At 33.1% G+C, this 25,022-nt stretch carries 18 protein-coding genes; 8 read left to right on the top strand and 10 right to left on the bottom strand.

What is annotated here, in order from left to right; genetic code table 11:
* Positions 1-234 precede the first annotated feature (234 nt).
* From PTSHG_RS09685 to PTSHG_RS07975, 6 genes are all read right to left on the bottom strand, one after another.
* The gene (locus tag PTSHG_RS09685; protein ID WP_019108377.1) at positions 235-10,500 is read right to left on the bottom strand and encodes an InlB B-repeat-containing protein; all 10,266 of its coding nucleotides are present in this window, start codon (positions 10,498-10,500) and stop codon (positions 235-237) included.
* 310 nt (positions 10,501-10,810) lie between these two features.
* Positions 10,811-12,013, bottom strand: a complete 1,203-nt coding sequence (locus PTSHG_RS07995) for a 2-oxoacid:acceptor oxidoreductase family protein (RefSeq protein ID WP_019108376.1) — start codon at positions 12,011-12,013, stop codon at positions 10,811-10,813.
* A complete protein-coding gene (locus tag PTSHG_RS07990; RefSeq protein ID WP_019108375.1) occupies positions 12,013-12,765 on the bottom strand; it encodes a thiamine pyrophosphate-dependent enzyme in 753 nt (250 codons plus the stop codon). The genes PTSHG_RS07995 and PTSHG_RS07990 overlap by 1 nt, the downstream gene beginning before the upstream one ends.
* Complete coding sequence (locus PTSHG_RS07985) at positions 12,765-13,829, bottom strand: 3-methyl-2-oxobutanoate dehydrogenase subunit VorB (protein WP_019108374.1); 1,065 nt, start codon at positions 13,827-13,829, stop codon at positions 12,765-12,767. The genes PTSHG_RS07990 and PTSHG_RS07985 overlap by 1 nt, the downstream gene beginning before the upstream one ends.
* A gap of 11 nt (positions 13,830-13,840) precedes the next feature.
* On the bottom strand, positions 13,841-14,059 hold the full coding sequence (locus PTSHG_RS07980; RefSeq protein WP_019108373.1) for a 4Fe-4S dicluster domain-containing protein: 219 nt from the start codon (positions 14,057-14,059) through the stop codon (positions 13,841-13,843).
* A 10-nt stretch (positions 14,060-14,069) separates the two neighbouring features.
* Positions 14,070-14,762 (bottom strand): ATP-binding protein, encoded by a 693-nt coding sequence (locus PTSHG_RS07975; protein WP_019108372.1) that lies wholly within the window; start codon positions 14,760-14,762, stop codon positions 14,070-14,072.
* Between the two features lie 417 nt (positions 14,763-15,179).
* On the opposite strand from PTSHG_RS07975, the gene htpG reads away from it, so the two are divergent.
* The 3 genes from htpG to PTSHG_RS07960 all read left to right on the top strand — a co-directional run bounded on the left by htpG (position 15,180) and on the right by PTSHG_RS07960 (position 19,069).
* Positions 15,180-17,030: a molecular chaperone HtpG gene (gene htpG, locus PTSHG_RS07970; RefSeq protein WP_019108371.1), complete on the top strand. Its 1,851-nt coding sequence runs from the start codon at positions 15,180-15,182 to the stop codon at positions 17,028-17,030.
* Between the two features lie 336 nt (positions 17,031-17,366).
* Complete coding sequence (locus PTSHG_RS07965) at positions 17,367-18,299, top strand: MarR family transcriptional regulator (RefSeq protein ID WP_019108370.1); 933 nt, start codon at positions 17,367-17,369, stop codon at positions 18,297-18,299.
* Positions 18,300-18,301: 2 nt separating this feature from the next.
* On the top strand, positions 18,302-19,069 hold the full coding sequence (locus PTSHG_RS07960; protein WP_019108369.1) for a hypothetical protein: 768 nt from the start codon (positions 18,302-18,304) through the stop codon (positions 19,067-19,069).
* Between the two features lie 120 nt (positions 19,070-19,189).
* Here the strand turns inward: PTSHG_RS07960 and PTSHG_RS07955 are convergent, their stop codons facing one another.
* On the bottom strand, positions 19,190-19,576 hold the full coding sequence (locus tag PTSHG_RS07955) for a hypothetical protein (protein ID WP_019108368.1): 387 nt from the start codon (positions 19,574-19,576) through the stop codon (positions 19,190-19,192).
* 220 nt (positions 19,577-19,796) lie between these two features.
* On the opposite strand from PTSHG_RS07955, the gene PTSHG_RS07950 reads away from it, so the two are divergent.
* The 4 genes from PTSHG_RS07950 to PTSHG_RS10245 all read left to right on the top strand — a co-directional run bounded on the left by PTSHG_RS07950 (position 19,797) and on the right by PTSHG_RS10245 (position 22,595).
* Complete coding sequence (locus PTSHG_RS07950; RefSeq protein ID WP_019108367.1) at positions 19,797-20,390, top strand: type IV toxin-antitoxin system AbiEi family antitoxin domain-containing protein; 594 nt, start codon at positions 19,797-19,799, stop codon at positions 20,388-20,390.
* On the top strand, positions 20,383-21,216 hold the full coding sequence (locus tag PTSHG_RS07945) for a nucleotidyl transferase AbiEii/AbiGii toxin family protein (protein WP_019108366.1): 834 nt from the start codon (positions 20,383-20,385) through the stop codon (positions 21,214-21,216). Before PTSHG_RS07950 ends, PTSHG_RS07945 begins: the two co-directional genes overlap by 8 nt.
* A gap of 130 nt (positions 21,217-21,346) precedes the next feature.
* Positions 21,347-22,459 carry a sodium ion-translocating decarboxylase subunit beta gene (locus PTSHG_RS07940; protein WP_019108365.1) on the top strand — a complete coding sequence of 371 codons (1,113 nt, stop codon included), beginning with the start codon at positions 21,347-21,349 and terminating at the stop codon, positions 22,457-22,459.
* A gap of 10 nt (positions 22,460-22,469) precedes the next feature.
* Positions 22,470-22,595: an OadG-related small transporter subunit gene (locus PTSHG_RS10245; RefSeq protein ID WP_019108364.1), complete on the top strand. Its 126-nt coding sequence runs from the start codon at positions 22,470-22,472 to the stop codon at positions 22,593-22,595.
* A 68-nt stretch (positions 22,596-22,663) separates the two neighbouring features.
* On the opposite strand, the gene PTSHG_RS07930 is transcribed toward PTSHG_RS10245, so the two are convergent.
* The 3 genes from PTSHG_RS07930 to PTSHG_RS09540 all read right to left on the bottom strand — a co-directional run bounded on the left by PTSHG_RS07930 (position 22,664) and on the right by PTSHG_RS09540 (position 24,370).
* On the bottom strand, positions 22,664-22,891 hold the full coding sequence (locus PTSHG_RS07930; protein ID WP_019108363.1) for a hypothetical protein: 228 nt from the start codon (positions 22,889-22,891) through the stop codon (positions 22,664-22,666).
* A gap of 5 nt (positions 22,892-22,896) precedes the next feature.
* Entirely contained in the window at positions 22,897-23,667 is a 771-nt protein-coding gene (locus PTSHG_RS07925; protein WP_042231074.1) for a hypothetical protein, read from the bottom strand.
* Positions 23,668-23,944: 277 nt separating this feature from the next.
* Positions 23,945-24,370, bottom strand: a complete 426-nt coding sequence (locus PTSHG_RS09540; protein ID WP_019108361.1) for a hypothetical protein — start codon at positions 24,368-24,370, stop codon at positions 23,945-23,947.
* 151 nt (positions 24,371-24,521) lie between these two features.
* On the opposite strand from PTSHG_RS09540, the gene tpx reads away from it, so the two are divergent.
* A complete protein-coding gene (tpx, locus tag PTSHG_RS07915) occupies positions 24,522-25,022 on the top strand; it encodes a thiol peroxidase (RefSeq protein ID WP_019108360.1) in 501 nt (166 codons plus the stop codon).

Below are 25,022 nucleotides of genomic sequence, written 5' to 3'. Positions count from 1 at the left end.
CACAAATTAATTTTTTAACATTTTATGACCACTTCTCCAAAAGTATTTAATTTATTCTTAAATATTTTTGGAGGAGTTAGCTTGAAAAAATTTATTTTATCTTAGCTTGAAAAAATTTATTTTATCCTAAAATATAAATAAAAGTCTCTAAACATTTATCTATCTTTTATCTTTAATTTTTCTCATAAAAAAATGGAAGGCTTTCGCCCTCCACTTTTTCTTTATTCACTTTTCCTATCTAGGATTTCTTTGAAATTTTGCTTGCACAATATTTAGATCCCTTGTATCAATATTGAATACATTTTTGTCTTCTTTAATCCAGTGTGCTCTGTATAAATCATTCTTGTATAAGAAAGTGTTGCTTGCACAAAGGATGTCTTCGTAAGACCACATATCTTTATTGACATCTTTGTAAGATATTAGACTCTTTTCGTTGTTTCTAATGTAAGTCTTGTCAAGAACTCTCTTGAATGCCTTGTTAGAAACTGCGGCAACTTCTTCTCTTGGGATAAATTCATCGCCCTTATAAGTTGCAAGTCCGTCAGTGTAAATCTTTAACCAGCCTTCATTGTATGCTGCTTCGATTTCTCTCATTGCCCAGTGTCCATCTCTCAAATTCATGTGATTTCCACTTGCATTTCCAATTTCTTGGAATCTCTTTAGTGTTGCAATCCATTCATTCCTTGTAATCTTAGATTGTGGTTTAAAGTTACCATCATCGTAACCCTCAAATACATTAGCTTCTGTTACAATCTTGACAGCTCTAGTGTACCAAGCTTCTCCAATGTCCTTGTAAGAAAGTTTGAAGTTTGAATTGTACTTGTAGCCATCTTCAACAAGTGCGTTGGCAAGAATTTGTGCTGCCTCAGCACGAGTAAGTCCATCCTTAGGTCTAAAGTCGCCATTAAATCCTTGCATATACCTTACTTCTTTGAAATAAGCATTGTCAATTATTGGCACTTTGACAACTTTTTCTTGGATTATTGTTTCATATCTAACTTCTGGACGAAGTGGATAGTATGGTCTCTCTGGATAGTAAGGCCTTTCTGGATAATAAGGATCATCTGGTCTTTCTGGTGTTGGTGGCACATACTTATCTTGAACAATTACATCCATTTTAACAGTTACACTTGTTCCATCTGTATAAGTTACCTTTATTGTTGCAGAACTTACTCCTTTTTTGTTTACGTCTGGTTGCTCGATAATATCAATATTGCCAATATCTTTGCCAGTAGGAGGAGTAATTTTTTCTAGGTACTTATCCTTAGTTGGTTGTACGCCTACATCTGTTATTACATATTTAACATTTGGTTGTGGAACAATTGGAGCAGCTTCTACAACATATATTGCTGTTATTTTAGTCTCACTTGTAAATGTCCCTGTCAAAGGTGTATCCCATCGAGAGAATCTCCATCTATCATTTTGAAGTTCATCTTTAACTTCTGGTGAATTTACAGGGATTGTAACAACTTTTTCTGGATTTACCCAGAATACTCTATTTGTTTCGTCCTTTGCCTTTTTTGTTGGAATTACAGTAACTTTTACAAAATTATCTGGAACAGCTGGTTTAGTTGTTGGATCATTTGGATCTGGTTGTTCAACTACATCGCCAGTTACATTGTATTTTACTGGAACTTCTCTTGTTTCTCCATTTGGATAAATTACCTTTATTGTTGTTGTCTTATTTGTTCCTGGTGTTTGAGTATCTGGATTTCCGCCAACAAATTCAAATTTAGTTCCTGGTGGCAAGTTATCTTTGTTATTAGGATCATTATCGTCATAAGGATTTTCTATAAAATCTTTTGGAGATGGATTAGATCCTTGTGGTATCCATTGATCGTCTTTTCCTTTAGGTTCTACATTTTTGTCAAATTCGTAAGTTGCAACTATCGTTTCATCTTTTGTGAATGTGTCTGTAATTTCTGTTTCGTAGAATTTAGCAGGATCACTTCCAACTAATTGCCACTTAACAAATCTATTTGTCTTTGTAACTCTACCTTCTTCAACAACTTTACCTGTTGGAGCAAGAATGTCTGGAATTGTAACTTCCACATTTGGTTTAACCCAGAATACTTTAGTAAATTTAGTATTCGGAGTTGCATTATCAGTTGTATCAACTGTTATCTTTACATAAGAATCTGGTACAAGTGGTTTTTGTCCATTTTCTCCACCAATTTGTGGAACTACATGATCAACTACCTTAATTGGCACTTTAACTACACTTGTTTTTCCATCTGGATAATGAACTTCAATTTCTGCTCTTGCTTCTCCAGGGTTATTTACATCAGGAGTACCGTCCTTTGTATAAGTGAAGGTTGTTCCCTTTGGTAAATTATCTTTGTTGTTTGGATCATTAGGATCAAAAATATTTTTAATCAAATCATTTGGATTTGGAACATCGCCTTTTCCTGTTACAACATTATCCTTTGGAATAGGACCATTAGTTAATTTTTCAGCTTTTACATTGTACTTAGCTGTAATGTCTGTATCTTGATTAAATTTGCCATTAATCTCAATTCCTGGTTCCCAAGATGGTGTAATTGTTCCTCTTGTAACAGCCCATTCTTTGAACAAGAAAGTATAGGTGTTATTATTAGCATCCGTAATTTCTCTTCCTACAGGATCTGTACTTGGAATAGTTACTTGTTCTTTAGGATTTACAAAGTAAACCTTATTTTCCTTTGTTGCATCTGTTGCCTTATCTGTTGGAATAAGTGTTACTTTTACATAGCCCTCAGGTTGTTTGTTTGTACTTCCATCTGGATTGTTTTCAGGAATTACATTTTGAAGTCTTACAAATGTAAATGTGAAAGTTGTCAAATCATCTGTAAATTTCTTATTAAATTCAGTTGGATTCCAAGTTCCACCTACTTCAGTATATGCAAAGTCTGGAGTTTTTGTTAATCCATTAACCTTATCAGTAAGGTCCACTACTTTTTCTGGGTTTACATAATATACTAAAGTTCCTTCTAATTTTCCATTAACACCAACAAACTTAACTGTCTTATAGCCTTCTGGTTTGTCAGAGCCATCAGTATTCTTTTGTGGGATTATATCATCCTTAGAAGTATATTCTGCTGTTATTGTCTCATCTCTAGTAAATGTTTGAGTAAGGTCCTTATCCCAATTCTTAAAGTCATATCCAATATTTGCCTTAACACTTGGAGCAGGTACTGTAACTTCTACATTTGGTTTTACATAGTAAACAGTTTGTCCTGTTAATTCTTTTCCATGTTCGCCCTTATCAAATCTTACTGTGAAATATCCTTCCGGCTTATCAGAACCATCAGTATTCTTTTGAGGAATTACATTGTCTTTTGCATTGTACAAAGCTTTTATTACATCGCCATCAGAATATTCGATTTTCTTTTCTATTTGTGTATCCCAATTAGCAAAGTCAAATCCTGTGTTCGGTATAACTCTTGGTTCTAATACCTTTAATGCAACTGCTGTATTAGGCTTAATATAATAGATACTTGTGCCTTCTAATTTTCCATTTTTCTCTGCACTAAAGCTTACTGTGATATATCCATCAGGTTTATCATTTTCGCCGCCATTTGGCTTATCCTTTGGAATAATATCAGGAATTTTATCGTAAATCGCACTTACTGTTAAATCTTCACTTATAACTTTACTATCCAACTTATCCCATTTAGTAAACTTATATCCAATTTCTTCTTCTACTCTTGGTCTTGTAAGATCGCCCAACGTCTTATTTGCCTTTGGATTTACATAGTAAATAGTTTGTCCTTCTATCTTTGTTCCATGTTCTCCCTTTTCAAAAGTCACTGTTACATAGCCATCTGGTTTAGGATTTTCCTTTCCTTGATCATCAGTTGCAGGAATTATAGGAGCAAGTTCAGTGAAAGTTCCCTTAATTGTTGTCGCTTTATTATATGCTTGTGAAACTTTTGGATCAGGTGTCCAAGTATTAAACTCATAGCCAGTATCCGCAACAGGTGTAGGTGCATTTAGCGTTACTTTTCTATTAGGGTCAACATAATAAGTTGTTGTTTCGCCTTTAGCGATTTGACCGCCATTACCTTCAATTACAAAGTCAACCTTTACATAGCCTGACTTTGGTGTAATTGATACTGCATCTATAGGATTAAAGCTTGCAGTAATTGTTGTAACTGGATCTGTATAAACTCTTGGAACTTCTGGATTTATATCCCATGCAGAAAATTCAAATCCAGTATCTCCAATTGGAGTAGGTGGAACTAAAGTTACATACTTGCTAGGATTAACATAGTAAACTTTATCTTCTTCCAAGCTACCATTGATTCCTGCTGTGAAATTAACTTCCACATATCCCTTAGGCTTATCTACTCCGTCTTTTTTCTCAATTGTATCTGGAATTGGATTTGCCTTAGCTTTTACAACTATATCTTCTGTAATTACAAGTGTATCCTCTTTATCCCACTTGTCAAAAGTATAACCAGTTTTTTCTTCGTAGGCTGGTTTTGTTAATTCTGCAAGAGTAATATTTGCATCTTTCTTTACATAGTATGCTTTACTTTCTGTTAAACTTAATCCTTCATCTGTGTCAAAAGTAACTCTTACATAAGTGTCATCTGGTCTAGTGATTGGGTCTTTTGGATCATAAGGGATAATATCTTTATCATTTGTCCATTGAGCAACAGCTGTTTTACTTTCTTCTAAAGTTACTAAATCACCAGCTTGATAAGTTTTATCTCCAATTTTCCAACCATCAAATTTAGCATCTTTCTTTGATAATCCTGCTGCTGATGCTAGTCTTACGCTAGTACCTTGAGCTACTGTTACTCCTTCTGGAACTTTTCCTTCAGCTCCATTTGCATCGTAAGTCAAAGTAACTCCATCCTTAACAAACCTTGCTACATATTCTAGGTTATTTGTAACAGGATTATTTTTATCAATAGCTTCGTACCATTTTTCAAATAGATAGTTTTTATCTGCAATTGTCTTTGGAACTGCTAGTTCTTTTTCTCCTGCAGTTTGTCCATCTGCCAACTCAACAAGTTTGATGCCTGCCTTTGGATTTACATAATAAATCTTTTCAGTCTTATCTCCCTCAAGCTTACCATGATCGTCCGCTCTGAAAATTACTGTTACATAGCTATCTGGTTTTTTAACACTATCGTCAGTTTTTTCTACTATATCTGTTGACTTATCAAATACAAATTCAAAAACTGTTTCATTATCTGTGAATGTTCCCTTTAAAGTTTTATTATCTTTGTTGCTCCAATTTTCTCCATTTACAAAATATCCAGTGTCTGGAGTTTTTTTGATGTCTCTAGCAACTTCTGTCATATCGACTTCCACTTCTGGCGATACATAATAAATGAAGTTTCCAGTAAGTGTATCTTCAAGCTTTCCGCCTGTGCCTGCCTTGAAAATAACTTTCACATAATTATCGAGAACGCCTTCTGGCTTTTCTCCCTTTGGTCCAGCTGGAATTATGTTTTTGTGAACTTCAACTGGAATTATTACTGGATTGTCATTAGTTCCTTGTGTAGTACCGTCTTTGTATTTAACGATAACTTTTGCTTCTTGCTTACCTGTTGTATTTGGATCTGGTTTTGAAATAACTGTTATTGAATCAATTTCTTTACCATCTTGCGGTGTAATTTGTTTAATTAAATCCTTATCTGTTATTTCTTTGCCTTGTGGCGTATCTAATTTTGTAGTCTTTAATGGATCTTCAATTGTTCCTGCTTGAATTGATTTTTTATAAGCAGCTTCTATTACTGTTACTTTATCTGTATATTGATGCTTAGCTAAATCAATTTTTTCTGGTCTTACATCAATTAAGTTGTCATCAGATTCGCCAGTCTTAACCTTTTGCCATTCTTTAAATTCATAATTAACATTTTTCTTGCCAAGGTTTGGTATATCCACTTCTTGGTTAGTTTTTCCTGTAGGTTCAGTAACTGAAATTGTTACTTCCTTAGTTGAGTTAACCCAGAATGTTTCTTCAAAGGCTGTGTCATCTGTTGCCTTATCTGTTGTCTTAACTATTACCTTCACATAAGATTCTGGTACAGGAGGTTTATTGTTAGGATCAGTTTGTTCAACTACATCCTTTTCAAATCCTGGAGAAATGACTGTCTCTTCTGTAAATTTATGACGCTTGCTAAAGTCATAAGCACCATTTTCATTTTGTGCGTCTTTATCTGCTGACCAATGAGTGAAACCAAGTTCTTTCTTTTCAGCTTCTGTCAAAGTGATTTCAGGAATTTCTACCCAAGCGTTTTTGTTTACATAGTAAATCTTAGAATCTTTTTCCCCTGGCTTTCCTGTTGGATTAACTGTAACTTTTACATAGTTACCAGTGACATTAATAAGATCTCCATCAGCTTCTGTTGCATCCTTTAAAACTTTTGGCATTGCTCCACTTGTAAGGGCTTCGTAAACATTTTTATAAACCTTTACTGGTATTTCAATCTCTTGTTTAGAGTTATCAGAAAACTTTATCTCTGCCTTGATTTTTACTTCTCTAACAAGTTCTGTTGAATCGTCTTTGTCAAGTTCTCTTAGTTTTTCATAGATTTCATCTGCACTGTCCTTGATTGTAATTTCTGTTCCTGTTGGGAAAGCTACTTCTTTTCCATTTTTATCTAATTTTTTAACTTGTTCTTTAAGCACATCTTCAGTAGGGATAAAATTATTTATCCAATTGCCGTCTTTAAAAGATTCAGTAACAACTAAAGTATCAACCTTTACATCAGACCAGTCAAAAAATGCAGTAAATGTGTAATTTTTATCTATTATAGTGTTGTCATTTAATAGAGGTTTTTCATCCCACTTTATGAATTTCTTTCCTGCATCTGGAGTGATGTAATACTTGCCATCTTCTTTAGCTTCGCCCTCTTGTAATTCTTGTGGTGTAACTAATAAATCTGATTTAAGTCCCTTAATGACATCGTAGTTTATTTCTTTTACTGGATTTCCATTTTTGTCAGTAAAAGAGCCACCATCTTTTACCTTGTAGGTAACTCTTACATATCCATCTGGAACTGGATCATCCTTTGGAACATCTATAACTCTAACATCTTCATAATAGAAGAATATTTCATCAAGACCTGTTCCGTTGATACCTTTAAACTCTCCTGTATCTTCTTCCACATCATAGAAAAGTTGTTGTTGTGGGTCGCTTGCAAGCTTCCAACCTGGAATGCGTCTGTAATTTCTTGCATCAAAATGTCTATTTCTACTTACAACTTCTTCTTGAGGTATTATGCTATTATCTTTAACAATATTTGCAATAGCTGCCTTCTTTTCTTCAAGAGTAGCCGTACCTGCCATTATCTCGTCAATTTTGTCTTTTGCCTTTTTGTCAAGATAATTTACCTTGTAGTCACGAGTTTTAAAGCGTCTGTAATAGAAATGGAATTCATTGAACTCTGCCTTAGGATTAGGTTTAGAATTTCCATCATCCCCCAAAATAAATTGCGGTTCAACTTTTAATGAGTGGAGGTCAGTATTATCAAACTTGTGATGCTCGTTATATTTCTTGTAGTCTTCCTTTACTTTATTGCCATCTGGCAAAGCCATAAGTTCTTCATGAGGCATTAAAATCCAATCTTGATTTTGTTCTGTCGCTGTGGCTGCAGTGTAAAATTTTGCACGAGCGTCTTCGATTATAAACTTCCTTGGATTTCCTATTTCATTTCCATCTTTACCAATAAAGTGATGATATACAGGAACATCTATTTTATTGTTTGCAAGCCAAATAGCTTTTATATATACGTCGCCAACAACATCATTTCCAAAAGCATAAAGTTCAGGAACGCCATATGTCTTTCTGTAACTTGTATCTACATTGCCATCTTTATTGTATCTAATAACTTGCCAGCCCAAAAAGTCATAACCCTTTCGTTTAGGCTTTTGTACCTTATTAAGCTTTTCTTTATGGTTTACTGTAAAGATTTGCTTGCTACCTTCATTTGCTTCTTTTACTGCAGACTTATTTACATTGTGATCCTCACTTCTTCTAAAGATTAAATCTTCAACAGTAATATTTCTCATTGTTCCGCCATCTGGGTCAATGGTTACCTTCCATTTAGCGTCAGGTTCTCCCCACTTAGCAAAAAGGAATTGGTCATAATGAAGTTTTGTTTCCTTGCCATCTTTTAGCAAATTTTCACCGGCAGGATCTGTAGCCCATCCCTTGAATTCCCAGTTATCAGGTACCCAATCCGGCTTTTTAGGCACATTATTTGTATCTAAGTTCAAGTTATTTAAGGGCATTTCATAATACACATCAAACATATCTTTGTTCAATACATATTCGTTGTCATTTTTAATCGCCTTCGGGTCGTTGTTTAGTTTTAACTTGTACTTGTTGCGATAGTAGTTTGCATAATCGTAGGCATTCGTCCCATCAAATAATTTTTGGCTCCAAGGAAAATGAGAGATGTATTCGATCTTGTCGTCGTCGCTTCTAAAAGGCGTTTTTTTATTTCTTTCTGCATTTAATTCATCAAAAGTTTTATCTACATCCCCAACTTTTTCATTTCTTATCAATTGCGCCGGCCTTTTCTCTTTTTTAAGCGTAAATCCTTGAAGATGAGGCAAAATGAATTCATAATCGTAGGTATTCGTGTCACTCTTCCAATAGCTCATGTCATAATCGATTTGTTCCTTGCCCTCAAAATCGTCCTTTATAATGTCAATATGGTAAGGAATAGCAGTGTCAATGTAGCTGGCTCCAAGGGAAATTTCATATTTATCTCTCGCTTTGGTTTTCCCATCCGCGATCGGTATCTCATCTGCGTGGCCATTTCCATGATCGGTGTCTGTCCCCATTACATCTTCAGGGTCGATAAAATCTTCTGCACTTAAGCGATAAGGCGGCGTGTCACGAAAAATTAGTACCCCATTATCGTTATTATTATGATTTATCATCCAACCGATTAAGCCATCATCTCCGGTAGGCTCGCTAGTATCACCTTTCGGAAGACCTGAAATTTCTTCATCCTTTGGCCATATTTTATCTAAGCTTTGGTTGAAGCGAACATCTACTTTATAAGGAGCCCCTTCCTTACCTAAGACTTGTCCATCTTTTGTAATAATCGGCCAGTAGGCATAATCATCATATTCGTTATTAATGGATGTAAAGTAGAGGGTGTAGACTCTGCGGTCGTAGTAAACATTGTAGACCGTCTCCCCGGTGGACAAGACGGATTTTTGAACGTTCGGATTTTCTTTCGATGCGTTTTGCTTTTCGGTCAATTTCTCATTTAAGAAATAATATCTGGCAAATTCCTTTGGATCATTTTGAGCCTTCTCCAATCGTCCATCGTTTAAGTCCGGGAAGGTAATGCCGTCGATAGGTAAATTAGTAAGGTCTGGTCTTGATCCTGTATCTGCATTTTCAATTCTCCTTGAACCTATATAGTCATAGCGCTTACGCAAAGAAAGTGTGTCATATTTATCATCGTAATCTGGTTTTTCAGTCCAAAACTGGATTAGATAGTCAGCTTTTGGAGCATCTTTCCAATCAGCTTTGAAAACAACATTTTTTGCCGGCACTATTAGATTTGCATCCAAATCTTTAATTGCATTATCTGCATTATCTTTTATAATTTCATTTGCCGCAAAAGTTTTATCTACATTACCAACTCTTCCCTTTATTTCTACTGATGGTTTCCATCCAAGAAAGATAGAGCCTTTTTTTGTTGGTACTTCTACTTTTGGAATTACTTGTCCATAATAAAGAAGTCTACTGTCAATATCCGAACCATCTACTGTGTCATAATCAATTTCGTATGAATTACGGTTGTAACGGTACTCTACTTGAAAACCGCTTGTGTTTTCAGGCACCATACTTGTTAATTTGTCAGCTTCTGGTGTAAAACCTTCAATTAAATTATCATCTAATGGTTGGATGTCTAATATTGAACCGGTTCTACCTGTAACTAGACCAAAATGGTCGTCAGTCTCGCCATCTTTTTTTCCATATTCATTAAAATTTGTCAAACTTTGGAATACATGCTTTACATAGAATGCACTTTCCTTTGCATCATATTTGAATTCTTGATCTTTTTGCCAAGTATCTCCTGTTTTTTCTCCAGTTTTAGCTGCCTTAACTATACTATCATAAGTTATGTCAAAGGAGTCTTCTTGCTTGTCATATCCCTTTAAGTCTGGTAAGTTTATTTTTTTATCTACCTTAGCTCGTTCTTCTGCTGTCGCATTTGCTCCGACACTTGCCACATAGGGTTGATAATTAACCCTCCATTTGTGATCCTTTTGAACTAGATAATCTGAGCGCAAGGTATAAATCTCCGGCATTTCCGGTTCTTTTATATATTCATTTGCATTATCAGCTTTTCCCGGTGTAACTGGATCTATATTGTTAATATAAGTGCTTTTTTGTCCACCTATATCATCGTAGTTTAGCTGTGCTGCTATGGCTTGTAAAGGAAATGCAGTGATTAACATGATAATTGCTAATAGTCCGCAAAGTCCTTTTTTAAATAAGCCCTTTAGCTTATTCTCTCGAATATACTTCATTTTTTCCTCCTTAATACAATATATTTAATATTATTAATACCCCCCCCCTAAAAATTTTTCATTTAGATAGGTATTCATACTTATAAGACCATTATAATTGAGTAAATTTACTATTTCAATCTATTTTCAAATTTATTTTATATTTAGAATATTATTCAAATATAATTTTTTGGATGAAAAAAATATTTAATATAATAAATAGTTTTTATAAAAATTTTTGACCCAAAGGCTCAGAATTTTTTTGCACAATTAATCCAAGCAGTCTTTGGGTCTTCTTTATTTTTTATTATTTATTCTTTATTTCAAAAATTTACATTTTCGAGAACATTTGGTCAGCCCACCATTCTTCCTTGTAAATGTCATACTGACCTGCAACTTGTTCTAGTTGGAAGTTTTCCCAATATTCAAGTTCATCATAAAGTTTCTTTGCATTGGCATCCATAGATTTTTCCTTAGCCTTAGCATAGAAGGCTATGGAAGAATTTTTGATGTCCTTAGCTATTGCAAATACATTGAGTGCAAGTCTTGCCTTTTCTGGGTCAACCTTGCCCCAATCGTAATCTTCTCTCTTAGTAAGTTTTGCCTTGATCTTGTCGGCAAGAGAAGTTTCGTCTTTTGATTTTAATGTTTCCTTTAATCCCTTTAGGTAAGAGATGTGTTCTTCTGATTGATGTGCAAGTGATGCGAAGATTTCTCCTGCATCGTCGCCCTTTAACATTTCAGCAGCCTTGTCGCAGAATTTAATAGATTCGCTTTCAATGGAAAGTGCTTCTTCAACAATTGACATTTCATTGTCGAAAATCTTTTGGTCATCTTCTGCTGAATATTTTTTGATAGTCTTTAGGTATTCGATGTTTTCAAGATCTCTTCCGCTAAGTTCAACGCTTGCTGCAGTTTGTCTTGAGTAGTGGCTCTTAACCTTAGAATTAGTCTTTTCTGGAAGGATTTGACATACTCCACCAAGACAGCCTGCTCCCTTTATTGCTTCTTGTCCACTTGCTATTGCCTTTTCATTTATTGGAAGTAGTTTTTTCTTTGAGTCGCCATAAACTTTTGTGAAGGCCTTTATAACTGATTCAACTTTTACTGTATCAGTTACTTGCAAAAATGCTCCAAGCATTACCATGTTGGCAACTTTTGCATTGCCAAGTTCATTTGCCAAGTCATTTACTGGAATAGAAAATACATTTATGTCATCTCTTGTTGGTGCTTTTTTAACAAGGGAAGAGTTTATGAATAAATTTCCGCAAGGTGCAACATATTGTTCAAATTTTTCTAGTGATGGTTCGTTCATAACTACTACATCTGTTGCTTGTGAAATTACTGGAGAGCCAACAGGTTCGTCAGAAACTACAACTGAGCAGTTTGCAGAACCTCCACGCATTTCTGGTCCATAACTTGGTAGCCAGGAAACAAATTTATTTTCAAGCATTCCTGAATAAGTTATAAGTTGACCCATTGCCATAATACCTTGTCCGCCAAAGCCAGCAGCAATAATATCTCTAGTAGCCATTATTCACCCCTCCTAAAATTACCAAGTGGATAGTATGGAATCATATTATCTCTAAGCCATGCAAGTGCATCTGCAGGAGGAAGTCCCCAGTTTGTTGGGCAAGATGATAAAACTTCTACAATTCCAAAGCCCTTGCCTTCAAGTTGATATTTGAAACATTCTTTAATTGCTTTCTTTGCCTTTCTAATATTTGCTGGAGTGTCAACTGAAACTCTTTCAACAAATTTTGCTCCGTCAATAGTAGCAAGCATTTCAGAAACTCTAATTGGCTTACCACACCAAGCTTCATCTCTTCCGTAAGGAGAAGTTGTTGTAACTTGACCAATTAGTGTTGTTGGTGCCATTTGTCCACCAGTCATACCATAAATTGCATTGTTGACGAAAATTGTTGAAATATTTTCTCCTCTGTGAGCTGCTTGAACAATTTCTGCAGTACCAATAGAAGCCAAGTCGCCATCGCCTTGGTATGTGAATACTAAGTTGTCTGGATGAACTCTCTTTATGCCTGTTGCAACAGCAGGGGCTCTACCGTGAGCTGCTTCGTGCATGTCGCAGTTAAAATATTTGTAAGCAAGAACTGCACAACCAACTGGTGCAACTCCAATTGCATCGTCTAAAACTCCTAGTTCAACTAAAGATTCTGCCACTAATTTGTGGATAACTCCGTGAGTACATCCTGGACAATAGTGAGTTTCATTTCTAGTCAAACCATCTGAATATTTATATAAAACTTGTTCATTAGTTTTTTCCATTATTTGAGACCTCCTAAAACTTCAAGAGCAGCTTCTTTAATTTCTTCCACATTTGGAATTACGCCGCCTTGTCTTCCAAAGAAGTGAACCTTTTGTCTGCCTTCAACTGCAATCTTGACATCATCAGTCATTTGTCCTTGGTTCATTTCGCAAACTAAAATGTCTTTGCAAGATGGGTTTATGCCCTTGAAGGCTTCATAAGGATATGGCCAGCAAGTTATTGGACGGATAAGACCAACTTTGTGACCTTCTCTTCTTAATTGTTCAATTGCACTCTTTGCAATTCTAGCAGTAGTTCCATAGGCACTGATAACTAAATCAGCATCTTCAATTCCATCAACTTCTACTCTAATTTCATTTTCAGTAACTTGTCTGTATTTTTCAATTAAATGTTTGTTGTGTTCTTCAAGTTCATCTGCAGAAAGATAAATTGAGTTTATAATATTTCTTTCGCCGTGATTCTTTCCCTTGCCTCTTGTTGCCCAAGTTTTTTCAGGAAGATCCATTTTTTCTTGCATTCCAAATTCAACTGGTTCCATCATTTGTCCAAGTACACCGTCACTCATGATTACAACAGGATTTCTGTACTTGTCTGCTAGGTCAAAGCCAAGTTCAATTAAATTTACAAGTTCTTGCACAGAAGATGGTGCTAGGGTAATTGTTCTGTAGTCCCCATTTCCGCCACCTCTTGTTGATTGGAAATAATCAGTTTGAGAAGGTTGAATTGATCCAAGTCCTGGACCCCCTCTCATCATATTTACAATTACGCAAGGAAGTTCTGCCCCTGCCATATAAGAAATACCTTCTTGCATTAGTGAAACTCCAGGAGAAGAAGATGAAGTCATAACTCTTGCTCCAGCTCCTGCAGCACCATAAAGCATATTTATAGCTGCAACTTCAGATTCAGCTTGCAAAAAACATCCGTCAACCTTTGGAAGTTCCCTTGATAAATATTCAGGAATTTCAGATTGAGGAGTAATAGGATAACCGAAAAAATATTTGCAACCAGCTTCAATAGCTGCTGCACCAACTGCTTCGTTCCCCTTCATAAGTACCTTTGTCATGTAAACACCCCTTAAGAAATTTTATAAACTGTAATAATTGAATCAGGACAAGTTATTGCACAATTTTGGCAAGCAATACAATCCTCTGGTCTCTTTGCCATTGCAGGTGCATAACCCTTTTTGTTAATAGTATCCATGTCGATTTCAATTACATCTTTTGGACATACAGTTACGCATAGTCCACAACCCTTACATCTGTCGCTTTCAAATTCAACTCTTCCTTTAGCCATTATTTACCTCCTATAACATCCAATCTTCTCTAAAATATAAGTCTATGGGAAAAACTTCTGCTCCCAAATTCAAAGCTCTAACATCACTCTCTATACTTCTTAGGCAGACTGCATAGACATAGGGAAGATTTAGCTTATCTGAAACCTCTCTTGCAAGCTCATCGCCATACAAAATATCATCTGCTATAGTTTCCTTCAAAAAATGAGTAGTGTTAATTATTCCCGTTACTTTGCTTTGTGAATGACCTTCCACTTGTCCAATAAAATCTCTAACAGACTTAAAGTCCTTAGTCTCTGGTCTATTTCTATTGATGACAAAGTAGTGGTCATAGCCTTCTCTCTTTAAAATATCTCTATATCTGCCAAGAGAAAGTGATCCCTTAGGGTTTCCGCCAACATCTAATACAGCTCTATAATTCTTATTTTCAAGTGGTTTTAAAATTGATGCATCAACTGCTGGTATATCTAAGGCGTTTTTATCACGCATATTAGATGAAAATGATTCCACGCCGTGGTCACTTAAAAAATCCATTTTCTCTCTAATTCTAAAATATGTATTTATAATGTCCAAATCAACTGCTGCAACTTTTTCAAAATACTTTCTAAGATATAGGGCATAATTTATTGAAAATTCAGTTTTTCCACTGCCAAAGTGTCCTGTAATAATTTTTATTCTATTGCCTTTTTCTACTTCAGTAAACATTTTGCCTCCCTTCTAAAACACCAACTATATTATACATCAATTGAAAACTTTTGAAAACAATTGCAGCCTTATTTTAAATTAATTATTTTTATTTATTTAATTTTTGCTAGGTATTTTTTATTTCCTGCAACAAATTTTTTTATGAAATTTGCTATTTTACACAAGCAAAAATTTTCATAAATTTACTGTATTTTTTTCTTATTTTATATCTTTCTAATTGGAAAAGTTTTCTCCCGTAAATATTTTTTGCATGATAAGTTATAAAATTAAATGCGCCACAAATAAAAACTCATAAAATTTGACTATTTATTTGACTATTTATTTGACTATTTATTTGAAAAGATATATATTATTAGCAGATGAAGTTATTGAGTGCTAATAAATTTTAAAATAATAAAATTGAAGAAAGGTGATTAAATGAAAAATAAAAAATACAACGCTGAAACCGAAAGATTAATGGACTTAATGATTAATTCCATTTACACAAATAAAGAAATATTTTTGCGTGAGTTGATTTCAAATGCCTCTGACGCCATGGACAAGATGTACTACATCGCCCTAAATGACGATAAGGTAAAATTCAATCACGAAGATTATTATATAAGAATTAGACCAGACAAAGATAAGAGAACTATTACCATTGAAGATAACGGCATAGGCATGACAGAAGATGAACTTGTATCTAACTTGGGCACAATTGCCAAGTCAGGCTCTCTTGATTTTAAAAACTCAAATGAAAAAAATGAAGACCACGAAATAATTGGACAATTTGGCGTGGGCTTTTACTCTGCCTTTATGGTTGCAGATGAAATTACTGTCCTCACAAGGTCTTATAAAGAAGATAATGCTCATCTTTGGAAGTCCAAGGGAGCAGAAGGTTACACAATTTCTAATGGAGAAAAGGAAAGTCACGGCACAATAATCACTCTTCACTTAAAGGAAAATACTAAAGATGAAAATTATGACAAGTATCTCGATGAATACGAAATAAGAGAACTTGTGAGCCACTACTCCAACTACATCTCCTACCCAATAAAGATGGAAGTGGAAAAGAAAAGACCAACTGATGACTCCACAGAGGATGAACCAAAATTTGAATCTTACAGAGAAGATGATGTCCTTAACTCATCTGTTCCTATGTGGAGAAAAAATAAAAATGAATTAAAGGATGAGGACTACAACAACTTCTTTAGACAAAGACACTTTGGCTTTGAAGATCCCCTTGCCCACCTTCACATCAGTGTGGAAGGGATGATTTCCTTTAAGGCAATTTTATACATTCCTTCAAGGAGACCCTTTGACTTCTTGAGCCCTGATAGAAAGGGCGGACTTGAACTTTACTCCAACGGAGTTCTCATTATGGAAAAATGCGAAGACCTTCTTCCAGATTATTTGAACTTTGTAAAGGGTGTAGTTGATTCAGAAGACATTTCACTTAATATATCTCGTGAAATGTTACAAAAAACTCGTGAATTACAACTTATAAAGAAAAACATTGAAAAGAAAATCCTAGATGAACTTGCAAAAATTCTTAAAAATGACAGAGAAAAATATGCTGAGTTTTTCAAAAATTTTGGCGTAAGTTTAAAATCTGGCGCCTACGAAAACTTTGGTGCAGACAAGGACAAGTTAAAGGATTTGTTTATCTATAACACAACAAAAAGAGAAAATGTGACATTTAACGAATACAGAAAAGAAATGGCACCAGACCAAGACAATATTTATTATGCAAATGGTTTGTCTCTTGAAAGCATTAAGGAACTTCCACAAATAAAACACTTTATAGAAGAAGACCTTGAAGTCCTTGCCCTAACCGACCCAATAGACGAATTTGTCATCAAAATGCTTGATGAGTACGATGAAAAGAAATTCAAGTCAATTTCTGAAACAGAAGTAAAAGAAGAAGACGAAAAAAATCTTGGCGACTATGTAAAGAAGATGAAGGACCTTTTAGCTGGCGAAGTTTCATCAATAAAGGAAAATCCAAATCTAAAAGATGACGCAGCTTATCTATCAAGCAAGGGCGAAATCTCCATAGAAATGGAAAAGACCCTTAGCCACATGCCAAACAATGAAGCCTTTAAGGCAGACAAAGTTTTGGAAATAAATCCAAACCACCCTGCTGTTAAAAAATTAAAGGACATGGACAAGGACTCAGAAGAATTTAAAACCTACACAGAATTACTTTACGATGGTGCAAGACTTGTGGCAGGTCTTGACATAAAAGACCCAATTACCTACGCAAGAAATGTATCAAAGTTGATGTAAAAGATTTTATAAATTTAAGGCAAATCATCTGCTTAAAAAATTAGAACTTTAAATAAGATTTATCAAGAAAGCTCACAAACTCGTGGGCTTTTTTTGTATATCAGGCCATATTAATTCCCTGTTTTCCATAAGCTAATTTAAAAAATTTTTAGGTGATGTTGCAGAGTAGAATCATCTATTCTGCGACATCACCCTTTTAATTTAAACATAAGTTTCACACTCATCACTATTACCACCTCCCTCAAAACTAAAAGATCTAATAACTCAAAAAATTGACTTTTAACTTTGATTAAGTTAAAATAAAATAAATTAAGTTAAATTAGGAGGGAAGTAAATATGCATAAAAATATATTTGGAATTTCTGTAAAATATGAAGAATGGGAACATCAAAATTATTTACCAGTATATATTATGGATAGTTATGATGTTTATCAAGCAAGCATTGGAAACACACGTTGTATAATACTTAAACCATTAGAAGAACTTGTAACGCTACCCGCCTTAACAAAACAAATAAAAAAAATACAAACAATTGACAATGTACCAGTTGTTCTCGAATTTGAAACAGTGACAAGTTATCGTAAAAAAAGTCTTATAAAGAATAACATACCGTTTATTACCAATAAACAATTATACCTACCTTTTATTGGAGCAATGCTTATGGATGAAGAAGAAACTCAAAAACTACCAAAAAAATTTGTTTATTCAACACAACAATTATTCCTATTTTATCTATATAATAATAAAAAAAGAATGTACATTTCAGAAGCTAAAAGGTATCTTCCATATACGGCAATGACATTGACAAGAGCTGTAAAACAGCTGGAAGCAACGGATCTATTTTTTATCGCCAAAGATGGTGTAAATAAGTTTATCGAATCAAAATATAGTAGAAAGGACTTGTTTACAAAAGCCAAACCCTACTTATCTACTCCTGTTATTAAAACAGGATATATAGATAAAATGCAAGTTACACACGACATGGTTTTTTCTGGTGAAACAGCACTTTCTAAAAAAACCTTGTTAAGCCCAAGCAGAATTGTTACTTATGCAATAAATGAAAAAGATTATGATAAAACATTATTGCAAAAAGAATTAATAGACCCAGAAAAAAATGTTAAACTCGAATTATGGGCGTATAATCCTAAACAATTTTCAAGGGATACAAATGCTGATGATATCTCTGTTGTTTTATCTTTTAAAGACACAACTGATGAGAGGATTGAAGAAGCAATAGATGATTTACAAGAAAGAAGGTTGCAAAACTGATAATGGATGGGTTAGCAAAATTTAAGGATAAATTTCAAGGATATGAAAACCAATATGTCATAATAGGTGGCACAGCTTGTTCTTTGTTAATGGAGGATGAAGAATTAGCATTTCGTTCAACCAAAGATGTAGATATGGTATTAATTATTGAGTCCCTAACACTTGAATTTGGTAAACAATTTTGGGAGTTTATTAAAGAAGCAGATTATAAACATTTGAATAAAAGTACTGGAGATGCACAATTTTATCGTTTTACAGAACCAAAAAGTAGTGAATATCCCTACATGATAGAAATATTCTCAAGAAAGCCATACTTTATAAATCTAGATGATGATGCTATTATTACACCACTCCCAATAGATGAAGAAATATCTAGTTTATCAGCAATCATTTTGAATGAAGCATACTACAACTTACTGAAAACTGAAAATAAAATAATTCACGGGATTCCAGTATTGAGTACAACTTGCCTAATACCCTTTAAGGCAAAAGCATGGTTAGATTTAAAAGAACAGAAGTTGAAAGGAAAGCATGTTGATAGCAGAAATTTAAAGAAACATAAAAATGATATATTTAGGTTAGTTCAATTAATTACACCCAATACAAGAAAAATTCTTAGTCAAGAAATAGCCAAAGATATGAAAAGATTTTTACTAGAAGTAGCTGATGAAGATGTTAATTTAAAATCATTGCATATAAAAAAGTTTACTAAAGAAGAGATTATAGATATTCTATACAAGTGTTATTCCTTGAGAGATAATAATATTTAAACACGCAGATATAAAAAGTCTGTGTGTTTTTTTTAATTGGAATATTTCAAAAATATTCTTACTATATATACAGAAGAAAGATTTTGCAAAAAGGCTCTTTTACTGTATGAGAAGAGCCTTTTATTGTTGACCTTTATTTAAAAGCAAAAAAATATTCTCGCCTAGAATCAAGAAAAAATACAGTACATTAAAATCATAAAGATAGAAAAATTTTTCAGACAAATAATATTTTTTAGTGACTACATAAACTACAAGTATAAGAATTTCAATTAAGAAAAATATTCCAGCAGATTTTTTTGATAGCTTCCTTGCAAAATTAAAATAATAGGCAAGCATAAAACCCAAAAATAAAATCATTAAAATTTTAAGAAGAGCTAAGATAATCATATATTTTATATCAAAGGTTGCTTGAATCCTGCCACCTATGTATCCAAAAATTTTTAAACTGATTATGTTTAAAATCGGAAAAAGAAAGAGTGAGGTTATAAAATTTATATATTTTTTCAAAAAATCCTCCTAACTTTTAATTTCCCTTTTACATCTTTTAATATTACTAAAAACATTTACTATATCTCTACTTTACTAAAAAATATCATATACACTACTATAAATCAATTTTAACTTTATGAATTAAGATAAATATTTTTAACTAAAATAATTTTTGTTGTAAACCTGCGTACAAATTGATAAAATGTAAGCACAAAAGCAACAAAACAGAGGCGATATTTTGAATTATATAGAAATTATTGAAAATAAAATAAAAGAAAACCATGGGATAATAACTAATAGGGAACTTGTAAAAAATAACATACCTACTATTTATCTTCATCGAATGGTTAAATATGGATTTCTAGAAAGAGTTGATAGAGGTGTTTATATCTCAAAGGAAGGCGATCACGATGAATACTATTTTTTTTCAAACAGATATGATGTGCCTATTTTTTCTTATACATCTTCTCTATACCTTCACGATGTCACAGATTTTATTCCCCAGAAGATGGAAGTAACAGTGTATAGAGGTTACAATGCTCACAGAGTTGATAAAAATGTAATTGTTCATTATGTAAGTAAGGACCTTTATGGGCTTGGAATTACTAAAATAAAAACTAAGTATGGAAATATGGTTAAAGCCTATAATAAAGAACGAACTTTTTGTGATTTTGTAAAAAGTCGAAAGGAAATAGACAGTGAACTTTTTTCCAAAACCATAAATAATTACATTAAGGATAAGAATAAAGATTTGAATAAACTTTATGACTATGCAAGGAAAATGCAAATCGAAAGAGAAGTTAGCGAAATAATTGAGGTTATATATGAATAAAAATAAGTTGAAAGCCCTTTGTTTACAAGTATCTCAAAAATCAGGCTTAAGTTACAATTCCATTCAAACCTATTATTTTTTGGAAAGAATACTAAAGCAAATTGCTGACAGTGATTTTTCCTCTGATTTTATTTTTAAGGGTGGATTTTTGTTGTCTAATATTATAGGTCTTGAGGAAAGGACAACTAGAGATATTGATTTTTCAATAAGAAATTTTTCTTTGGAAGAAGAAATTCTTAGAGAAAAGTTCGAAATAATATTAAGGGAAAATGGCGATGATATTTCTTTTGACCTTATTGATTTAAAAAGCATAAAAGACGATGATCTTTACGGCGGATACAGAGTTGAAATAATGTGTAAATTAGAAAATATTAAAGAAAAAATTCACATCGACATAGCAACTGGAGATCCTATAACTCCAAAAGAAGTGAACTACAATTACAAAAGCATTTTTACTGGAGAAAACTTTAATTTAAAGGCTTACAATGTTGAAACTATTCTCGCAGAAAAAATTGAAACTATTTGCTCAAGAGGAGTTTTTAACAGTAGAAGCAAAGATTTTTTTGATGTTTATATTATTTACTTACTGAAAAAGGAAGAAATAAATTTTGATAATCTAAAAAATGCCTGCATAAATACTTTTTCTTATAGGGGGAATGTCTTCAATGTTGATGAGCTTTTAAATACAATTGATTTAATTTCCTCTAACGAAAATATTTTACTCAAGTGGAATAATTATATAAAAAATCAAATAAACTACTTTAATATTAGTTTTGAAGAAGTTATATTAAATATAAAAGAACTTATTCAAAAAATAAATTCTTAACCTTAATAAATTTGAATTAAATGTCAAAATAGTTCACAGAAAAATGTGAGCTTTTATAATTTTCACAAGAATTGAATATTTGTCCTATTTATGTTATATTACTTTGCATGTAAAATATTTAGGAGGTCAAATGGAAACACTTTTATCTGGAATTTTAAATCTCGAAGTTAAACACTTAATTATGTTTGTCATTGGCGGCATTTTAATTTATCTTGCCATTGAAAAAGAATATGAACCATCACTTCTTCTTCCCATTGGCTTTGGAGCAATTATTGCTAATATTCCACTGTCATCCGCAGTTGGAGAAGAAGGTTTCTTGACAATACTTTATAAGGCTGGAATTGCAACAGAACTCTTCCCAGTATTAATTTTTATAGCTGTCGGTGCCATGATAGACTTTAAACCACTTATTGCATCGCCTTTTATGCTCTTCTTTGGAGCAGCGGCACAATTTGGAATTTTTGCCACAATGCTTTTTGCAATTTCAACAGGAAAATTCACACTAGCAGAAGCGGCGTCCATTGGAATAATTGGTGCAGCCGATGGCCCTACATCAATTTATGTTGCCAAGGTCTTTGCACCAAATTATCTTGGACCAATATCTGTTGCGGCATATTCTTATATGTCTCTAGTGCCAATTATTCAGCCACCAGTTATTAAACTTCTTACAACTGAAAAAGAGAGAAAAATCAGAATGAAGTACACTACTGTTCATGTGCCTAAAAAAGTTGAAATTCTCTTCCCAATTGTCATAACAGTAATAGCTGGAATTATAGCTCCAATGTCTGTTGCACTTATTGGCGCTTTGATGTTTGGAAATTTAATCAGAGTTTGCGGAGTTCTTGAAAGACTTTCAATTTCTGCACAAAATGAACTTTCAAATTTAGTTACAATTTTACTTGGGATAACAATTGGTGGAACAATGTCTGCCGATGCCTTTTTAAACATCCACACACTAATGATACTTGCCATGGGACTTGTTGCCTTTATCTTCGACACAGCAGGCGGCGTTCTCTTTGCAAAATTTTTAAATTTATTTTTAAAGAACAAAGTAAACCCAATGATTGGTGCTGCTGGAATCTCAGCCTTTCCTATGTCTGGTAGAGTTGTGCAAATGATGGCGGCAAAGGAAGACCCAACTAACTTCATCCTTATGCAGGCAATGTCAGCCAATGTGGCAGGACAACTTGGCTCAGTAGTTGCAGGTTCAATGATCTTGGCTCTCGTGCCAATGTTTATGTAGGAGTGATAAAATGGACATGACAGTATTTATGCAGGGTATAGAAGTCGCAATTTGGGGACTGGCAGGAGTTTTCGCAGTCCTAATACTCTTCTATATCTTTACAAAAACAATGCTAAAAGTTTTTAAGGAAAAATAAATTTGATTAAAAAAAGTGATGTGCAAGATAGGTAAATCTATTCTACACATCACTTTTTTTGCTAAAATTTATTTTTCAATTCTTTCATCATTTTTATCATTTAATGCTTTTTCTAAATTATCAAGTTTTTCCAACATAGTATTTAACTTTTCATTAAGAATGACAAAAACAATTACAATAAAAATATACATAGAAATAATTAAATCAGAATTGCCTCCGCTAAAATTCTGTCCAATTATAAGTACCAATATGAAATTTAAGAACACATATAAGCACGTTTTTAATATATATTTCATATATCCTACCTCATAAGAATATAATCTCTTCCCATTTCCTTTGATTTCCAACTAGGCGTAAACCCAATAGAAATATTACTTCCAATATAAATTGATGGACTAAAACCTAAATAATTGTGAAGATACTTACCATGAACTTCAACATAATCCTTATTTTCTCTATTATCAATAACCAAATAAACTTTTCCACTACTTAAAGATCTTAAAGCCCCAGGTGCATAGCTTTGTTCGAAATCAAATCTTAAACCTTGAACTAATCCATTAGGAGAATAATATTGTTCGCCTTTGTAATTGCCATCTAAATCTCTATATGTAACTTTCATTACTGTTCTATCTAAATTAGCTGTAAATCCATCACTAAATCCAAAAACGACAGTATCTTTCCCCGCTGAAACTGGGGAAGACTCCCGTGCCCAATAAGCATCAACAACTGCGTAATCTCCATATTCAAATCTATTTTTGTACATATTAAATTGAAAGTTTGCACTAGCTCTTCTTGCAACATCATTTGAAACTTTATCAGCACTTAGTCCTTTAGTGGACAATATTGCATCAATTTGTCTATCATTAAAATTCATCTGCTCTAATTCATTACGTGAATTTTTAGATAAATTAATTATCTCCTTTTTAAACTCAAGTGTTTCATCATACTTATCACTATAACTATACCTTAATTCAGAAATTATCTCTTTTTCAATGATTGCATCAAATTCATTGATAATTTTTGAACCATGTTCTTTAGATAATTCTGAAAAATCTGGAGCTGGAGAATCCATAAACTCCTGGATTTCTGTATCTATGCTTCTTGCATAAACACTAGATGAACTAATTAAAAGAAATAATAACAATGTTAAACTTACTAAGTTTTTCATAACATACCTTCTATCATGAAAACAACATTTTGTAACTAGATAAAACTTTATCCTATTAAATGGTATCATAAAAGTTATTTTTTATCAAGAAAACGATTTATACTTTATTAATTCATTTTATTTCAAAATAAATTTTGGATTAAGGCAAAAAACTGTTGGAAAAATAAATCCAACAGTTTTTTTACTTATCTTTATACTCTCCGATAAAAGAATACCTTGTGTCCCAGTGGTCAAATACTAAATCAGGTTTAGGTTCTCTATCCTTGTAAGTTCTCATGCCATATATCCCAGTGACAGGCTCCTTTAAGTCGTCAAATTTCATTATGACTTGGTAGCCTGCGCCTGCTTTTTTTAATTTATAAGTTCCAGTAAAGTCCATGGCATTATTTCTATCAGTCATGACAAAATTTTTCTTGTCAAATTTTATTACCATGTCATTATATACTTTGTTGCCAGTATCCAAGTGTGTCATGTCCTCAATAGTCCACTTGACATTATAAATTTTTTTGTCTGGAAGAAGTTCACTTTCTCCTTGACAAGCTGATAAAAAAGTCCCGCACATTCCAATTGCAAAAACTAAAAGCAAAGTTTTAAAAATTTTTTTCATATGTAACTCTTCTCCTTTTTAAACTAATAAACTTTCTTTTAAGAATTTTTACCCAAATTTTATTATTTTATTTCAATCCCTTGTTAAAATTCATCATAATTGGATATAAATGTAGTGTAAATTAAAGTAAATTTTTTTGGAGGTAATTACAATGGACATAACATTTGCAGGAAATAAAGTAAACTTAGAAGGTAAAGAAATCAAAGTTGGAGATATGGCTCCAGAGTTTAAGGCAGTTAAAAGAGATTTGTCTGATTTTAATTCAGCTGACTTAAAGGGCAAAATCGTAGTTTATTCAGTTGCACCATCAATTGACACACCAGTATGTGCTATCCAAGCAACAACTTTTAACGAAGAAGCTACAAAATTATCTGAGGATGTAAAAATCGTAACTGTAACAGTTGATCTTCCTTTTGCACAAGAAAGATTTTGTTCAGTAAAGGGAATCGAAAATGCAGACATAGTTTCTGACTACAAATACAGAGAATTTGGCGAAAAATATGGCTTCATGATTGAAGAATTTAAACTTCTTGCTCGTGGCGTAGTAATTGTTGACAGAGATGGAAAGGTAGCTTATGTTGAATATGTTCCTGAAGTAACTCACGAAGTAAACTTTGAAAAGGCTCTTGAAGCAGTTAAAAAATTAAGCTAA

The sequence above is a fragment of the Peptoniphilus senegalensis JC140 genome, from assembly GCF_000321025.1.
Classification (GTDB): Bacteria; Bacillota; Clostridia; order Tissierellales; family Peptoniphilaceae; genus Peptoniphilus_A; species Peptoniphilus_A senegalensis.
This window is presented reverse-complemented; position numbering and strand designations above follow the sequence as displayed.

What these genes read in the sequence shown, in the direction of transcription:
- PTSHG_RS09685 (WP_019108377.1), bottom strand. Translation starts at nt 10,500, where the DNA reads ATGAAGTATATTCGAGAGAATAAGCTAAAGGGCTTATTTAAAAAAGGA.
- PTSHG_RS07995 (WP_019108376.1), bottom strand. Translation starts at nt 12,013, where the DNA reads ATGGCTACTAGAGATATTATTGCTGCTGGCTTTGGCGGACAAGGTATT.
- PTSHG_RS07990 (WP_019108375.1), bottom strand. Translation starts at nt 12,765, where the DNA reads ATGGAAAAAACTAATGAACAAGTTTTATATAAATATTCAGATGGTTTG.
- PTSHG_RS07985 (WP_019108374.1), bottom strand. Translation starts at nt 13,829, where the DNA reads ATGACAAAGGTACTTATGAAGGGGAACGAAGCAGTTGGTGCAGCAGCT.
- PTSHG_RS07980 (WP_019108373.1), bottom strand. Translation starts at nt 14,059, where the DNA reads ATGGCTAAAGGAAGAGTTGAATTTGAAAGCGACAGATGTAAGGGTTGT.
- PTSHG_RS07975 (WP_019108372.1), bottom strand. Translation starts at nt 14,762, where the DNA reads ATGTTTACTGAAGTAGAAAAAGGCAATAGAATAAAAATTATTACAGGA.
- htpG (WP_019108371.1), top strand. Translation starts at nt 15,180, where the DNA reads ATGAAAAATAAAAAATACAACGCTGAAACCGAAAGATTAATGGACTTA.
- PTSHG_RS07965 (WP_019108370.1), top strand. Translation starts at nt 17,367, where the DNA reads ATGCATAAAAATATATTTGGAATTTCTGTAAAATATGAAGAATGGGAA.
- PTSHG_RS07960 (WP_019108369.1), top strand. Translation starts at nt 18,302, where the DNA reads ATGGATGGGTTAGCAAAATTTAAGGATAAATTTCAAGGATATGAAAAC.
- PTSHG_RS07945 (WP_019108366.1), top strand. Translation starts at nt 20,383, where the DNA reads ATGAATAAAAATAAGTTGAAAGCCCTTTGTTTACAAGTATCTCAAAAA.
- PTSHG_RS07940 (WP_019108365.1), top strand. Translation starts at nt 21,347, where the DNA reads ATGGAAACACTTTTATCTGGAATTTTAAATCTCGAAGTTAAACACTTA.
- PTSHG_RS10245 (WP_019108364.1), top strand. Translation starts at nt 22,470, where the DNA reads ATGGACATGACAGTATTTATGCAGGGTATAGAAGTCGCAATTTGGGGA.
- PTSHG_RS07930 (WP_019108363.1), bottom strand. Translation starts at nt 22,891, where the DNA reads ATGAAATATATATTAAAAACGTGCTTATATGTGTTCTTAAATTTCATA.
- PTSHG_RS07925 (WP_042231074.1), bottom strand. Translation starts at nt 23,667, where the DNA reads ATGGATTCTCCAGCTCCAGATTTTTCAGAATTATCTAAAGAACATGGT.
- PTSHG_RS09540 (WP_019108361.1), bottom strand. Translation starts at nt 24,370, where the DNA reads ATGAAAAAAATTTTTAAAACTTTGCTTTTAGTTTTTGCAATTGGAATG.
- tpx (WP_019108360.1), top strand. Translation starts at nt 24,522, where the DNA reads ATGGACATAACATTTGCAGGAAATAAAGTAAACTTAGAAGGTAAAGAA.